General features: G+C 64.1%; 17 protein-coding genes. 11 read left to right on the forward strand and 6 right to left on the reverse strand.

What is annotated here, in order from left to right; translation table 11 throughout:
- Positions 1-128 precede the first annotated feature (128 nt).
- From ntrB to cynS, 3 genes are read left to right on the forward strand one after another with little or no spacing between them, the layout of a single operon-like run.
- Positions 129-971, forward strand: a complete 843-nt coding sequence (gene ntrB / locus AC0L30_RS01730; protein WP_473255825.1) for a nitrate ABC transporter permease — start codon at positions 129-131, stop codon at positions 969-971.
- Positions 972-975: 4 nt separating this feature from the next.
- Positions 976-1,899 (forward strand): ABC transporter ATP-binding protein, encoded by a 924-nt coding sequence (locus AC0L30_RS01735; protein ID WP_473403680.1) that lies wholly within the window; start codon positions 976-978, stop codon positions 1,897-1,899.
- A gap of 16 nt (positions 1,900-1,915) precedes the next feature.
- Positions 1,916-2,398, forward strand: a complete 483-nt coding sequence (gene cynS / locus AC0L30_RS01740) for a cyanase (RefSeq protein ID WP_007612142.1) — start codon at positions 1,916-1,918, stop codon at positions 2,396-2,398.
- 115 nt (positions 2,399-2,513) lie between these two features.
- Here cynS and AC0L30_RS01745 read toward each other — a convergent pair whose 3' ends face one another.
- Positions 2,514-2,837: a DUF1476 domain-containing protein gene (locus tag AC0L30_RS01745; protein ID WP_007602260.1), complete on the reverse strand. Its 324-nt coding sequence runs from the start codon at positions 2,835-2,837 to the stop codon at positions 2,514-2,516.
- Between the two features lie 309 nt (positions 2,838-3,146).
- Here AC0L30_RS01745 and purC point away from each other — a divergent pair, with 309 nt between their 5' ends.
- Positions 3,147-3,914 carry a phosphoribosylaminoimidazolesuccinocarboxamide synthase gene (gene purC, locus AC0L30_RS01750; protein WP_171944915.1) on the forward strand — a complete coding sequence of 256 codons (768 nt, stop codon included), beginning with the start codon at positions 3,147-3,149 and terminating at the stop codon, positions 3,912-3,914.
- Positions 3,915-3,926: 12 nt separating this feature from the next.
- Positions 3,927-4,169, forward strand: a complete 243-nt coding sequence (purS, locus tag AC0L30_RS01755) for a phosphoribosylformylglycinamidine synthase subunit PurS (protein WP_007602264.1) — start codon at positions 3,927-3,929, stop codon at positions 4,167-4,169.
- Between the two features lie 10 nt (positions 4,170-4,179).
- Here purS and AC0L30_RS01760 read toward each other — a convergent pair whose 3' ends face one another.
- Complete coding sequence (locus tag AC0L30_RS01760) at positions 4,180-5,196, reverse strand: magnesium and cobalt transport protein CorA (RefSeq protein WP_007602266.1); 1,017 nt, start codon at positions 5,194-5,196, stop codon at positions 4,180-4,182.
- Positions 5,197-5,360: 164 nt separating this feature from the next.
- Here AC0L30_RS01760 and purQ point away from each other — a divergent pair, with 164 nt between their 5' ends.
- Together purQ and AC0L30_RS01770 are read left to right on the forward strand one after the other, a co-directional pair.
- Complete coding sequence (purQ, locus tag AC0L30_RS01765; RefSeq protein ID WP_219684989.1) at positions 5,361-6,062, forward strand: phosphoribosylformylglycinamidine synthase subunit PurQ; 702 nt, start codon at positions 5,361-5,363, stop codon at positions 6,060-6,062.
- A complete protein-coding gene (locus tag AC0L30_RS01770) occupies positions 6,059-7,030 on the forward strand; it encodes a tripartite tricarboxylate transporter substrate binding protein BugD (protein WP_473403681.1) in 972 nt (323 codons plus the stop codon). Before purQ ends, AC0L30_RS01770 begins: the two co-directional genes overlap by 4 nt.
- Before the next feature lie 3 nt (positions 7,031-7,033).
- Here AC0L30_RS01770 and AC0L30_RS01775 read toward each other — a convergent pair whose 3' ends face one another.
- Both AC0L30_RS01775 and AC0L30_RS01780 read right to left on the reverse strand, forming a co-directional pair.
- On the reverse strand, positions 7,034-7,990 hold the full coding sequence (locus AC0L30_RS01775) for a DMT family transporter (RefSeq protein WP_473403682.1): 957 nt from the start codon (positions 7,988-7,990) through the stop codon (positions 7,034-7,036).
- 74 nt (positions 7,991-8,064) lie between these two features.
- Positions 8,065-8,544 carry a PaaI family thioesterase gene (locus AC0L30_RS01780; protein WP_473403683.1) on the reverse strand — a complete coding sequence of 160 codons (480 nt, stop codon included), beginning with the start codon at positions 8,542-8,544 and terminating at the stop codon, positions 8,065-8,067.
- 183 nt (positions 8,545-8,727) lie between these two features.
- Here AC0L30_RS01780 and purL point away from each other — a divergent pair, with 183 nt between their 5' ends.
- Positions 8,728-10,938, forward strand: a complete 2,211-nt coding sequence (gene purL, locus AC0L30_RS01785) for a phosphoribosylformylglycinamidine synthase subunit PurL (protein WP_473403684.1) — start codon at positions 8,728-8,730, stop codon at positions 10,936-10,938.
- 101 nt (positions 10,939-11,039) lie between these two features.
- Here the strand turns inward: purL and AC0L30_RS01790 are convergent, their stop codons facing one another.
- The gene (locus AC0L30_RS01790) at positions 11,040-12,218 is read right to left on the reverse strand and encodes an acyltransferase family protein (RefSeq protein WP_354159305.1); all 1,179 of its coding nucleotides are present in this window, start codon (positions 12,216-12,218) and stop codon (positions 11,040-11,042) included.
- 190 nt (positions 12,219-12,408) lie between these two features.
- On the opposite strand from AC0L30_RS01790, the gene AC0L30_RS01795 reads away from it, so the two are divergent.
- On the forward strand, positions 12,409-12,582 hold the full coding sequence (locus AC0L30_RS01795) for a DUF1328 domain-containing protein (RefSeq protein ID WP_007602280.1): 174 nt from the start codon (positions 12,409-12,411) through the stop codon (positions 12,580-12,582).
- A gap of 132 nt (positions 12,583-12,714) precedes the next feature.
- On the opposite strand, the gene AC0L30_RS01800 is transcribed toward AC0L30_RS01795, so the two are convergent.
- Positions 12,715-13,074: a DUF427 domain-containing protein gene (locus AC0L30_RS01800; protein WP_027567668.1), complete on the reverse strand. Its 360-nt coding sequence runs from the start codon at positions 13,072-13,074 to the stop codon at positions 12,715-12,717.
- A gap of 202 nt (positions 13,075-13,276) precedes the next feature.
- On the opposite strand from AC0L30_RS01800, the gene AC0L30_RS01805 reads away from it, so the two are divergent.
- Both AC0L30_RS01805 and AC0L30_RS01810 read left to right on the forward strand, forming a co-directional pair.
- Positions 13,277-13,513 (forward strand): BolA/IbaG family iron-sulfur metabolism protein, encoded by a 237-nt coding sequence (locus AC0L30_RS01805; protein ID WP_007602284.1) that lies wholly within the window; start codon positions 13,277-13,279, stop codon positions 13,511-13,513.
- Positions 13,514-13,537: 24 nt separating this feature from the next.
- Positions 13,538-14,755, forward strand: a complete 1,218-nt coding sequence (locus AC0L30_RS01810; protein ID WP_473403685.1) for a low temperature requirement protein A — start codon at positions 13,538-13,540, stop codon at positions 14,753-14,755.
- Positions 14,756-14,870: the final 115 nt, after the last annotated feature.

The raw sequence follows: 14,870 nt of genomic DNA on the forward strand, positions 1-14,870 counted from the left end.
GAGAGATCGGATTGCTTCGTTAGATGCAATCCGGGTGAGGGGGCCTCTCCGCGAGTTCGTCTCTCACCGAATATGTGGAAGCATGCCCCTCACCCCGACCCTCTCCCCGTAAGAACGGGGAGAGGGAGATGACCACCGCCTCCCTCCGTATCCGCGCCGGCCTGGTCTCGATCGTGCTGCTCGCCGCCTTCCTGGGCGTCTGGCATCTCGCCGTGCGCTCGACGGCGCCGGTGGCCACGATGAGCGCGGAATACGCCAAGCTGATGGGCCTGACCGCGACCCAGGGCAAATCTGCCATGCCCGGGCCGCTCGATGTCGGCGCAAAACTCTGGGAGCATGTGAGGAGGCCGTTCTACGACAACGGGCCGAACGACAAGGGGCTCGGCATCCAGCTCGGCTACTCGATCGCGCGCGTCGGCACCGGCTATCTGCTTGCCGTGCTCGTCGCCATCCCGCTCGGCTTCCTGATCGGCATGTCGCCGCTGCTCAGTCAGGCGCTCGATCCCTTCATCCAGGTGCTGAAGCCGATCTCCCCGCTCGCGTGGATGCCGCTCGCGCTCTACACCATCAAGGATTCCTCGATCTCCGCGATCTTCGTCATCTTCATCTGCTCGATCTGGCCGATGCTGCTCAACACCGTGTTCGGGGTCGCGAGCGTACGCAAGGAATGGATCAACGTCGCGCGAACGCTCGAGGTCGGAACGATCAGGCGCGCCTTCACGGTCATCCTGCCGGCAGCGGCACCGACGATCCTGACCGGCATGCGCATCTCGATCGGCATTGCGTGGCTGGTGATCGTTGCGGCCGAAATGCTGGTCGGCGGCACCGGCATTGGCTATTTCGTCTGGAACGAGTGGAACAACCTCTCGATCACCAACGTCATCATCGCGATCCTGCTGATCGGGGTCGTCGGCATGCTGCTCGACCAAATCCTTGCGCGTTTCACGCGCATGGTCACGTTTCCGGAGTAGGGCCGTGACCGAAAAATTCATCTCCATCGAAGCCATCGCAAAGCGCTATCCGGGCGCGGACGGCGCGACGACGGCGGTCTTCGAGAATCTCTGGCTGTCGATGGCGCGTGGCGAGTTCTGCTGCGTGATCGGCCATTCCGGCTGCGGCAAGACCACGGTGCTCAACATCCTCGCCGGCCTCGATGCGCCGAGCGAGGGCGCGGTGATCGTTGACGGGCAGGCCATCTCAGGGACGAGCCTCGATCGCGCCGTGATCTTCCAGAGCCACGCGCTGCTGCCCTGGCGCACCGTGCTCGGCAACGTTGCCTACGCCGTGAGCTCGAAATGGCGGAGCTGGGATCGCGCCAAGGTGAAGGCGCATGCGCAGACTTTTATCGATCTCGTCGGCCTGACGGGTTCGGAACACAAGCGACCTTCCGAGCTTTCCGGCGGCATGAAGCAGCGCGTCGGCATCGCGCGTGCGCTCTCCATCACGCCAAAGATGATGCTGATGGACGAGCCGTTCTCGGCACTGGACGCGCTGACGCGCGGCACGCTCCAGGACGAGGTGCGGCGGATTTGCCTCGAGACAGGGCAGACCGCGTTCATGATCACCCATGACGTCGACGAGGCGATTTACCTCGCCGACAAGATTTTTCTCATGACCAACGGACCCGGCGCGGTGCTGGCCGAAGTGGTCGAGAACCCGTTGCCGAGGGACCGCGGCCGCACCGATCTGCACCGCCATCCGCTGTACTACGCGCTGCGCAACCACATCGTCGATTTCCTGGTGACGCGCAGCAAGACCTTTGCCGTCGAGACGCCCGGTCACGATCCGCGCAACGTGCCGGTGGTGCGTATCGGCAAGCCCGGACTGACCGTCGCGTCCGGTGGCGACGAGCAACGACAGACCTGGATACCCGGGACGAGTCCCGGGCTGACTGCTTGAAAAAGGAGACCCTCACATGAAACGCGAAGACCTCACCGAGAAGCTGCTCGACATCAAGCGCGAGAAGGGCTGGACCTGGAAATATATCTGCGAGCAGATCGGCGGCTATTCCGAGGTGCTGATAACAGGCGCGATCCTCGGCCAAATGAAATTGACCAAGCCGCAGGCCGCGAACGCCGCTGAACTGTTCGGCCTGACGAAGGCCGAGACCACGATGCTGAACGAGACGCCGATGCGCGGCATGCCGATGCCGCCGACCGATCCCTTGATCTATCGCTTCTACGAGCTGGTCATGGTCAACGGTCCGGCCTGGAAGGCGCTGATCGAGGAGGAGTACGGCGACGGCATCATGTCGGCGATCGATTTCGACATGGTGATGGAGCGCCTGCCCAATCCGAAGGGCGACCGCGTCAAGATCACCATGAGCGGCAAATTCCTGCCGTATAAATATTACGGCGCCAGCGGCAACGTGCCGGAGTATGGATTCAAGGAGGGGTGATCGATCCCTCCGTCATTCCGGACGCCGCGATAGCGGCGATCCGGAATCTCGAGATTCCGGGTTCGGTCCTGCGGACCGCCCCGGAACGACAGTGCGTGCGGATGCCGCTTTCGCCTTATTTCCCGGCCTTCACCTCGGCCGCCGCCACCGCGATCAACTCGTTCATCTTGGCCCGAATCGCCTGTTCGGTGATGGCGACGTTCTTCGCGGCGAAATCGGCCATGACCTTGCGCAGGACGTCGGCGTCACCGGCTTCCTCGAAATCGGCCGCGACCACCTCCTTGGCATAGGCCGTGGCGGCATCGCCGGTAATGCCGAGCTTTTCGGCCGCCCACAGCCCGAGCAGGCGGTTGCGGCGGGCTTCCGCCTTGAATTTCTGCTCCTCGTCGAGGGCGAACTTCTTCTCGAAGCCTTCCTCGCGCTTGTCCAACGTGCTCATGCCTTTTCCAATTCCCTGCTGACTGGACCTGGCCGGCCCTCGTTGCGAGAGCCCCGGTGCATGCCTAGATAGGGGGCACGAATCGGCAAAACAACGAGCCGTTAAGCCGCAGGCAAGACGGTATAAGTTTGATGCCGGACGGCCGGATCGATTGTGCTGGGACAGCCAATCGGATAGGTTGCCTAAGGCTGGGTTCCCGTTCTGTTTCTAGGGGTTCCGGGCCGTTCACGGCAGCTCCGCTGTGGGTCGTAGTCTCGTCAACCGGAGCACACCAGATACATGGATTTCAACAAAACACGGTACATCCCCATGAGCCGTCGGCGTCGCATTTATGAAGGCAAGGCAAAGGTTCTTTACGAAGGCCCGGAGCCCGGTACCCTGATCCAGCACTTCAAGGACGACGCCACCGCGTTCAATGCGAAAAAGCATCAGGTGATCGAGGGCAAGGGTGTCCTCAACAACCGGATCTCGGAGTACCTGTTTCAGCACCTCAACGACATCGGGGTGCCGACCCATTTCATCCGCCGCCTCAACATGCGCGAGCAGTTGATTCGCGAAGTCGAGATCGTGCCGCTCGAAGTGGTGGTGCGGAACGTTGCCGCCGGTTCGCTGTCGCAGCGCCTCGGCATCGAGGAGGGCACGCAGCTGCCCCGTTCGATCATCGAGTTCTACTACAAGAACGACCAGCTCAACGACCCCATGGTGTCGGAAGAGCACATCACCGCTTTCGGCTGGGCGACACCGCAGGAGATCGACGACATCATGGCGCTTGCCATCCGTGTCAACGACTTCCTCACCGGTCTCTTCCTCGGCATCGGCATCCGCCTCGTCGACTTCAAGATGGAGTGCGGCCGACTGTTCGAGAACGACATGATGCGGATCATCGTCGCCGACGAGATCTCGCCGGATAGCTGCCGTCTGTGGGACATCAAGTCGAACGAGAAGCTCGACAAGGACCGTTTCCGCAGGGATCTCGGTGGGCTGCTCGAGGCCTATACCGAAGTCGCCAAGCGTCTCGGCATTCTCATGGAGAACGAGCGTCCGGCGGGCTCCGGCCCGGTGCTGGTGAAGAGCTAAGAGGGATCTGACGTGAAGGCACGTGTTACCGTGACGTTGAAAACGGGCATCCTCGATCCGCAGGGCAAGGCGATCGAGGGTGCGTTGAAGTCGCTCGGCGTCGACGGCGTCGCCAGCGTTCGCCAGGGCAAGGTTTTCGATATCGAGCTCGCGGGCGCGGACAAGGCCAAGGCGGAGGCGGCGTTGAAGGACGCCGCCGACAAGCTGCTGGCGAACACCGTGATCGAGAATTATCGGGTCGAGCTGATCGGGTGAACGGGATGGCTCACAGCCACCCGACCCGACGAAAACGCCAGTACAGCGCCCCGCACGAGACCAGCATCACGCCGAGCAGCATGTAGTAGCCGTACTCCCAGTCCAGCTCCGGCATGTGCTTGAAGTTCATGCCGTAGATGCCGGCAAGTGCGGTCGGGATCGCGATGATCGCGAGCCAGGAGGCAAGTTTCTTGGAGACCGCCGTCTCCTGGGCCTGGCCGACCAGCAGGCTCGCTTCGAAGGCGAAGGCCAGCACCTCGCGCATCGAATCGATCCGCTCCTGGATGTTCCTGACGTGGTCGGTGACGTCGCGGAACAGCGGCTGCATCGTCGCGCGCACCATCGCCAGCTCGTCATGCTCGAGCCGGCGGCAGACCTCGACCAGAGGGCCGATCGCGGTCCGGAGCCGCAAAAGGTCGCGGCGCAGCATATAGAGCCGCTCGATCTGCGCCTTGCTGATCGCCTTGGAGAGCACGTCATCCTCGATGCTCTCGACCTCTTCGTGAATGCTCTCGAGCACGGGCGAGTAGTTGTCGACGATGAAATCGAGAATGGCGTAGAGGATGTAGTCCTCGCCGCGCGCGAGCGCTCGCGGGCAGCTTTCGCAGCGTTCGCGCACCGGCGTGTAGGACGTCGACGCACCGTGGCGCACCGAGACCAGATAGCCTTCGCCGACGAAGATGTGCGTCTCGCCGAAGGCGATCCGGCCCTCGATCAGTTGCGCCGTGCGCGCCACGATGAACAGGGCCTCACCATATTGCTCGATCTTCGGTCGCTGATGGGCATGGTTGGCGTCCTCGATGGCGAGCTCGTGCAGGTCGAACTGCTTCTGCACCGCGCTGAGCAGCGCCATGTCGGGCTCGTGCAGCCCGATCCAGACCACGTGGCCGGGCTTCGCCCGCCAGCTCGAGGCTTCGCTGATGGCGATATTGGCGACGCGCCGGCCGTCGACATAGGCACCGGCGGCGATGACGCCCTCGGTGGACACCGGCTCGGAGAGGGATGCGGGCAGCGAGGGGACATTCATGGCTTTGATCCCGGGCGAATCGATCGGCCGAATGGCGGGCTATGGCCTGTGCACAACGCTCGCGGGCAAGGCTAGCACTGGTAAAATCCCCGTCAAATGGTTATGTCTGCTGCCGATTTGGCAGCCGTGCCAGCCCCATTCAATCCTCGTTCGGAACCTCTGCCATGAAAGCCGCCATCCTCGTCTTTCCCGGAATCAACCGCGAGCGCGACATGGCGCGTGCCTTGAGGCTGATCTCGGGCAGCGAGCCCACAATGGTCTGGCATGCCGAGACGTCGCTACCTGATGGTACCGACCTCGTGGTGGTGCCCGGCGGGTTCTCCTATGGCGATTACCTGCGCTGCGGCGCGATTGCGGCGCGGGCGCCGGTGATGGACGCGGTGCGCGATTATGCGGCCAAGGGCGGCCTCGTGCTCGGCGTCTGCAACGGATTTCAGATCCTCTGCGAGTCCGGTCTCTTGCCCGGCGTCCTGATGCGCAATGCGCGGCTGAAATTCATCTGCCACGACGTGCATCTCCGCGTCGAGCGCTCCGACACGCCGTTCACGCGCGGCTACAATGCGGGGCAGGTGATCCGCGTGCCCATCGCGCATGGTGAGGGCAATTATGCGGCGGACGCGGAGACTATCAAGCGGCTCGAAGGCGAGGGTCGCGTGCTGTACCGCTACTGCTCGGCCGACGGCACGATCGACGATGTCAGCAACATCAATGGCGCCGCGCAATCCATCGCCGGCATCGTGAACGACAAGGGCAACGTGCTCGGCATGATGCCGCATCCGGAAAACCACGTCGAAGACATCATGGGCTGCACCGACGGCCGCGGTCTGTTCGCTGGCCTCACCGCGCATCTGGAAAAAGCCGCGTGATTGCGTTCGTGCTGAAGCGGCTGCCGGCCGCTGTCGCCGTCGTTACGTTCGCGACAGCCGCGCTCGCGCAGGATTTCCCCAAGCGTCCCGTCACCATGATCGTGCCGTTCGCGGCTGGCGGCACCTCCGACGTGATCGCGCGCACCGTTGCCGAGCAGATGGGCATCGCGCTCGGCCAGACCATCGTGATCGAGAACGTCGCCGGCGCCGGCGGATCGACCGCACTGGCGCGTGCCTCCCGCGCCGAGCCCGACGGCTACACCATTGCGATCGGCAATGCCGGTACCAACGCCGCGACTTATACGATCTATCCAAAACTGCCGTTCACGCCGGACTCCTTCGTGCCGATCGCCATGGTGGCGAAGACGTTCGGCATCATCGCCGTGCGCAAAGATTTTCCGGCAAAGGACCTGAAAGAGTTCATCGCCTACGCCAAGGCCAATCCGGGCAAGATCAATCTCGGCCATGCCGGCGTCGGCTCTTCGAATTACCTGATCTGCAAGAGCTTCGTCACAGCCGCCGGGATCGACGCGACGCTGGTCGGCTATCGCGGCGCCGCGCCCGCGCTCACCGACGCGATCGGCGGCCAGATCGACGGCGTCTGCGATGCGGCAGCCTCCGTCTCGCAGTCGATCAACGAGAAGCTGGCGCGCGGGCTCGTGGTCGGCTCGACCGTCCGGCTCGCCACAGTGCCCGACCTGCCGACGTCAGCCGAAGCCGGCCTGCCCGAATTCGAAGCGCAGGGCTGGAACGGCCTGTTCGCGCCCAAGGGCACCCCGCCGGCGGTCATCGCCAAGCTGAATGCCGCCGCGCGTACGGCCGTGGAAACCGACGCGGTGAAGAAACGGTTCGCCGATCTTTCGACCGTGGCACCCGATCCCGACGAGCACACGCCCGAGGTGCTTCAGAAGCTCGTGACGCGCGACGTCGAGAAGTATCGCAAGATGCTGGCGGACGACGCCAAGTAATAGCTAGCGTCGTTTCAGCCGTTCCGTCGGCACCGTCATCGCGGCGACGCCCGCCATGACCAGCACCAGGCCCAGCGCCAGGTTCGAGGGCACGCTCTCGCCGAGCAGCAGCACGGAGAGGCCGACGCCGATCGGGATGCGCAAATAGCCTTGCGCGTTCGTGGTCAGCGTGCCGAGCCGTCCCAGGCACATGTAGAACAGCATCAGCCCCAGGGCGCTGGAGACGATGCCCATGACGATGGTGGCTGTGATCGCGGTCGGCGTCGGGTGCAACGTCCAGGGCTGGTCGATGATCAGTGAAGGCGGCAGCAGCACGAGGCCGCCGAACAGCAGCGAGCCGGCCGCCACCACCATCGGATCGTATTCGGACAGCCGCAGGCCGAAGATCGTGGCGCAGGCGAACGAGATGGTGGCGAGCAGGATGGCGATCTCCGCCACGATCTCGCTCCCGAAGCCGCGCAGCGCATCAAGGCCGACGATGACGATGGTACCGGCAAGTCCGAGAATCGCGCCCAAGAGCTTCAGCAGCGTTGCCGGCTCGTGCCGCGTGATCAGCGAGGTGATCAGGAAGGCGAAGATCGGCGTGGTCGAGGCCAGCACCACCGTGTTCGACGCCGGCACATATTGCTGAGACCAGGTGATGATCAGGAACGGAAAGGTCGAGTTGATCAATTGCTGGGTCGCGAACAGCTTCCAGGCCTTCGCATCGGTCGGAATCCTGACGCCGCGCATCCACAGGATCGCGAACAGGAAGGCGGCCGCGATCAGCGAGCGCGCCGAGATGAAGGTCACAGGCGGGATCGTATCCAGCGCGAGCTTGGCCAGCGGATAGGTTGAGCTCCAGCAGCAGGCCAGCGCGACCAGCAGCGCATAGTCACGCCAGTTGCGCGCGCTGGTGGCGGGCATGGACGGCAGCGGCGAGGCCGAGGCGCGACCCGTCGGCGGTGTGCTCTCCGGCACCTTGGTGTTGCTCCCGGCGCGACAGCGCTGGACCCAAGTCTGGGCGACGGGGCGCCAAAAGGGAAGGCGGCGAGCTATGCGTTTGGCTGTGGTGCCGGCTTCCGCTTCACCCGCTTGATCGTGCCGGAGAAGGTGAACAGGGGCCGCCCGCCTGATGTCAGCTTGCCGCGCAGGAAGATCAACGAGCCGCCGGCGCGGGAGACCTCGCCGACGCATTCGATCAGCTCGCCTTCGCGTGCCGCGTCGAGGAAGTCGCAGGCGAAATTGGTGGTCACGGCCGGCCCATCCAGCTCGTGGGTGGCGATCGCGAACAGGCAATAGTCGGAGAATGCCATGAAGCAGCCGCCATGGACGTTTCCGGAGCCGTTGAGGTGCTTCTCCTCGACCCGGAACGCCGAGCGGACGCTGCCGTCGTCCTCGATCCTGTGCCAGAACGGGCCGATATGGCTCTCAAAACTGTCGCGAATCCAGGTTCGCCAGCCCTGGAATTCCCCATCGGTGGCGACGTGGAGGTCGGGGCGGCGGGGCGGGGGCGCTTTGGTCAATTCGTGCAAGGAAATGGGCCTTCAATTGCGAGTCGTTTGCCCTTAAATCCGATCTGTCCACGCTGTGCAATTCCTGTTCCCGCAGCCCCCGGCCGCAAAACGTGGGACAGCGGGAAAATGCGCCATAAAGGGCTTTTCCAAGCCGTCCGATGTTCCTAAGAACGGCCCACCGCCGTCGAAAGCCTCGAATCCATGAAGAACGAACCCAAGATCACTCCCGAGCTTATTGCCGCCCACGGGCTCAAGCCGGACGAGTATGAGCGCATTCTGAAGCTGATCGGGCGGGAGCCAACTTTCACCGAGCTCGGCATCTTCTCGGCGATGTGGAACGAGCACTGCTCGTACAAATCCTCGCGCCTCCATCTGAAGGGCCTGCCGACCAAGGCGCCCTGGGTGATCCAGGGCCCGGGCGAGAATGCCGGCGTGATCGACATCGGCGACGGCCAGGCCGTGGTCTTCAAGATGGAGAGCCACAACCACCCGAGCTACATCGAGCCGTACCAGGGCGCGACCACCGGCGTCGGCGGCATCTTGCGCGACGTCTTTACGATGGGCGCGCGCCCGATCGCCTGCCTCAATGCGCTGAGCTTTGGCGCACCGGAGCATGCCAGGACGCGGCATCTCGTCTCCGGCGTCGTCGCCGGGGTCGGCGGCTATGGCAATTCCTTCGGCGTGCCGACGGTCGGTGGTCAGGTCCGCTTCCACACCCGCTATGACGGCAACATTCTCGTCAACGCGATGGCGGTCGGCCTCGCCGACACCGACAAGATCTTCTATGCCGCCGCCTCCGGCGTGAACATGCCGATCGTCTATCTCGGCTCCAAGACCGGCCGCGACGGCATCCACGGCGCCTCGATGGCCTCGGCCGAGTTCGACGACAAGTCCGAAGAGAAGCGCCCGACCGTCCAGGTCGGCGATCCCTTTGCCGAAAAGCTGCTGTTAGAGGCCTGCCTCGAGATCATGGAGAAGGGCTGCGTCATCGCGATCCAGGACATGGGCGCGGCGGGTCTGACCTGTTCGGCGGTCGAGATGGGCGCCAAGGGCGATCTCGGCGTCGATCTCGATCTCGATGCGGTGCCGACGCGCGAGATCGGCATGAGCGCCTACGAGATGATGCTCTCGGAGAGTCAGGAGCGCATGCTCATGGTGCTCAAGCCCGAGAAGGAGAAAGAGGCCGAGGCGATCTTCAAGAAGTGGGGCCTCGATTTCGCCGTGGTCGGCTACACCACGCCGAGCAAGCGCTTTGTGGTCAAGCATGGCGGCGACGTCATGGCCGATTTGCCGATCAAGGAACTCGGCGACGAGGCGCCGCTCTATGACCGCCCGCATGTCCCCTCCGCCGCTTTGCCTGTCGTGCATGCGCGCGAAGTGGCGGCGCCGATGAATCTCGGTGCCGCGCTCGAAAAGCTGATCGGCACGCCCGACATGTGCAGCAAGCGCTGGGTCTGGGAGCAGTACGACCACGTCATTCTCGGCAACACCATGCAGCGTCCCGGCGGCGATGCCGCGGTGGTGCGCGTGCAGGACGGCCCGAAGGGCCTCGCGCTGACCGTCGACGTGACGCCGCGCTATTGCGAGGCCGATCCTTATCAAGGCGGCATGCAGGCCGTGGCGGAAGCCTGGCGCAACATCACTGCGGTCGGCGGCAAGCCGCTTGCGATCACCGACAATCTCAATTTCGGCAATCCCGAGCGGCCCGAGATCATGGGCCAGTTCGTCGGCTGCCTGAAGGGCATCTCGGAAGCCTGCCGCACGCTCGACTTCCCGGTCGTCTCCGGCAATGTCTCGCTCTACAACGAGACCAACGGCCGCGCGATCCTGCCGACGCCCTCCATCGGCGGCGTCGGCCTGCTCGACGACTTCACCAAGTCGGCCTCGCTCGCCTTCAAGGCCGAAGGCGAGGCGATCCTCCTGATCGGCGAAACTCACGGCTGGCTCGGTCAGTCCGTTTACCTGCGCGACATCTGCGGTCGCGAGGAGGGGGCGCCGCCGCCGGTCGATCTCGCAGCCGAGAAGCGCAACGGCGACTGCGTGCGCGGCATGATCCATGCGGGCACTGCGACCGCCGTGCACGATCTCTCCGACGGCGGTCTTCTGATCGCGCTGGCCGAGATGGCGATGGCGAGCGGCATCGGCGCAAAGCTGCTGGCGGCGCCGACCGCGTTGGTGCCTCAGGCCTATTGGTTCGGCGAGGACCAGGCGCGCTATCTCGTCACCGTGCCTGAGACGGAAGCCGGCCGCGTGCTCGCCAAGATGCGCGGCTGCGAGGTGCCCTGCGTGCGGATCGGTACCACCGGCGGCGACGCGATCGCGATCGCGGGCGAAGCGCCTGTTGCGATCGACACGCTCAGGGCATCGTTCGAGCGCTGGCTGCCGGAGTATATGGGCGGGAAAGCGGCCTGAGGCGCTGAACCGGTAGCCCGGATGAGCGAAGCGACATCCGGGTCTTTGTCGTGAGGTTTCCCGGATATCGCTATGCTCATCCGGGCTACGGGTATCGTGCCTCACAGCACGTGCGACGCCCCCGGAATCTTCCGCAAGCCCGCCGTCAGTCCCCAGCTCAGGATCACCGTGAGCACGAAGCCGATCGTGGCTTTCACGATCGCAGGCCAGCTGTAGTCGTACAGTGCGTACTGGATCCACAACGCGATCGGGTAGTGCACCAGGAAGATGCCGTAGGCATCCGCCTGCATGCGGTCGAGCAGGTTCGGGCCCGGCGACTTCTGGTGCAGGAAGAAGGCGAGGATCGCGAGCAGGATCGAGCCTGAGAACAGCACGAAGAACGTGCCGTAGATCGCCTGATACCAGTGCGGCTGCGGGTCTGGATTGCCCAGAACTTCGCGCTTGATGTAGATCATGCCCCACATCAGGCAGTAGGGGATCAGCGTGGCGATCACCCAGAGCCAGCGTTGTTTCGGCAACTGGCCGCCGGCGCTGAGGATGCCGCGATCGAAGTTCGCCGCTCCAACGCTGACGCCGATGAAGAAATAGGCGAAGTAGAGCAGGATGCGGCTCGCCTGCACCGAGAACGGCCCGAGCTCGAACCATTTGCTTCCGCCGAAATAGAGCAGCGCCGGCACGTAGGCGATTGTCGTGACGACGACGAGCAGCAGCCAGAATACGGCCGGCTGGTCGAATCCGCGTAGCGACACGCGGTTGCCCGGGTCGACCAGATGCGCGGAGACCCGGTAGAGCAGGCTCGCGGTCAGGTCGAACGCCAGCAGCACCCACACGAACCAGATCGGGCCGCTCGGCCACGGGCCAACCGTGATCGTCTTCCACCAGAACGCCGTGAAGCTCAGCCCGGGATCGTGCCGCAGTGCGATCGCGTAATAGGCGAGGGGAATCACGGTGAACGCCGCGATCGCGAACGGCAGCCCGAGCCGCAACAGGCGGTCGCGGAGAAAAACTGACGGCGCCTTGCGCGCGATGCCCGGCCAGGTGAACAGTCCTGACAGGAAGAAGAACATGGCCATGAAGAAGCTGTCGGTGGCCAGCACGACGATGTCGAAGCCGATCCAGGACGCCGGATCGGTGTGCCCGAAATAGGTGTAGGGAATGACGGCGTGGTGCAGCAGCACCACCAGCGTGAGGAAGGTGCGGGCGCGATCGAGCGACAGATTGCGCGCCTTGGCCTTCGGCACTGCGTGCGCCTCTGCGCCGATCGTCGCTGAATGTGACATCGTCATCGTGGCCGCCCCGGTCGCGCTTTCCGCCCCCGGCCGGACTTTGCCGCCGGGAACCGGATTCAGCAAGGGTCGTTTGGGACGCCCGCAGGTCTCGAGACCGCTAGGAACCAGTTCCCTGCGACGAAGTTAGCGTTCGCCAAAAGGGCTTGGGACCGCGGCAAGCGGTACAATTTCGGAGCTGGCGATGACGATCCTGAAATGGGCGCTGATCTTCCTACTTGTCTCGATCGTGGCCGGCGTGCTCGGCTTCACCGGCATCTCGGCCGCCTCCGCCGACATCGCCCGCTTCCTGTTCTACGTGTTCGTCGCGATTTTCCTGGTGCTACTGATCCTGGGGCTCACGATATTCAGGGCGTAGCGGGGCTCGCGTCAGCATTCCCAGTCGTCGTGCCCGGGCTTGTCCCGGGCATCCACGTCCTTTGTATCCGCGGCAGCCAAGAACGTGGATGGCCGGGACGAGCCCGGCCATGACAGCAGGCCCTATGTGGGCTTACCCCACTTCCTCGATCTTCACCTTGTCCGGATAGAAGGCGAGATGGCCCGAAATCTCGGTCATCGCGGGAAAGGGCGCCTCATAGGTCCAGATCGCGTTATCCAGCGTCTTGCCGTCGGCCTTGACGCTGTAATAGCTCGCATCCCCTTTGTAGGGGCAATGGGTGACACGGTCGGTGCGCTCCAGCAGCGCCATATTGGCGTCCTGTCGCGGCACATATTGCACCGCCGGATATTTCGCCTCTTTCAGCGTCAGCGCCTTGGTGGTCTCGGCGATCACGATATCGCCGGCCGTGACGCGGACGCGCCTGGGATTTGGGGTGATGGTGATGGGGTGGTCGGGCCCTGGAAGCTTCATGATTTCACGCCTTTTTCGATCACTCTGCCGCGCGCGGCACTTTGTCGTGGCTTTATCCAGATCGGATCACCGATATAGTGCCGGAAGGCGTGACGTAGAAGGCCGTTCACGCTAAGTTTGGGCCCGCCGGCTTTGCATATCCGGACCCCGGCAGCGATTCGACGACAAGGCTGATTGCAGCCGAGACAGGAGCACGACCCGAATGCCAATGGACGCCCACGATATCGAGGCGATGATCAAGGCGGCGATCCCCGATGCCGAGGTGACCATCCGTGACCTCGCCGGGGACGGCGATCACTATGCCGCGACCGTGATCTCGGAAACCTTCCGCGGCAAGTCCCGCGTCCAGCAGCACCAGATCGTCTATCAGTCCCTGCGCGGCCAGATGGGCGGCGTGCTGCATGCGCTGGCGCTGCAAACCGGTGTGCCGGGCGCCTGATCTGCTCGTGACGGGGGGATGACGATGGCTGCGGACAATCCGCGCGGCGCGATGTTTCGCGTCATCCTGCCAAACCAGCACAGCCGCGTCACCAATGCCGAGCTGTTCTTCGACCTGGTCTTCGTCTTCGCGATCACGCAGGTCTCGCACACATTGCTGCACCATTTCACGCCGCTCGGTGCGGTGCATGTCGCGGTGCTGTTTCTCGCGGTATGGTGGGTGTGGGTCTACACCGCCTGGGTCACCAACTGGCTCGATCCCGAACGGACGCCGGTCCGGATCCTGATCTTCCTGATGATGCTGGGCGGTCTCGTGCTGTCCACGACGATCCCGACCGCGTTCGAGGGGCGGGGCCTGTGGTTCGCGATCGCCTACGCAACGATGCAGGTCGGGCGCACAGCCTTCTGGATGTTTGCAACGCCGCGGCATCGAACTGCGGTCCGGCACAATGCAATCCGCATCCTGACGTGGCTCTCGGTCTCCGCGATCTTCTGGATCCTCGGCGGCCTCACCCATGACGAGGCGCGGCTGTGGTTCTGGATCGTGGCACTGACGATCGAGTACATCTCGCCGGCGGTGCGCTTCTGGGTCCCCAAGCTGGGCTTCTCGTCGGTCGAGGCCTGGGCAGTCGAGGGCGGCCATATGGCCGAGCGCTGCTCGCTGTTCGTCATCATCGCGCTTGGCGAGGCCGTCGTCGTCAACGGCGCGACCTTTGCCGAGCTGGACTGGACCGCGGACAACATTTTGGCCTTCGTCTCCGCGCTGGTCGGCAGCATTGCGATGTGGTGGGTCTATTTCCACAAGGGCGCCGAGGCCGGCGCCGAGCGCATCTCGAAATCCGCCGAATCCGGCCGGTTGGCGCGGCTCGCCTACACCTATCTGCACATGCCGATCGTCGCTGGCATCATCCTGACCGCGGTCTCCGACGAGCTCGTGCTGAAGCATCCGGTCGGGCATTCAGATATCCGGACCATCGTGAGCACGATCGGCGGTCCCTTGCTGTTCCTGGTCGGCACCATCCTGTTCAAGCACGCGATCCGCGGCTTCCTCCAGCTCTCGCATGGGATTGGCATCATCGCGCTCGCGGCGCTGTCGTGGTTCGCCGCCGAGCTGTCCCCGCTATGGCTGTCGGTCGCCGCGACGGTGATCATGATCGTTGTTGCGGTATGGGAGTCGGTTTCGCTGGGATCGACGCCGGAAGAAGCCGAGGAGCATCAGAGCACGGACCGCGGTAGCGCCTGACTTGAACGCCTCGTCCTTCGAGACGACCGCCCCGCGGTCTCCTCAGGATGAGGCTAATCAGCGCCGGTGCCCGTCGAAACTGCTGCCACGGATACCGTCCTCATCCTGAGGAGCC

This window comes from Bradyrhizobium sp. MI1.11, assembly GCF_055811255.1.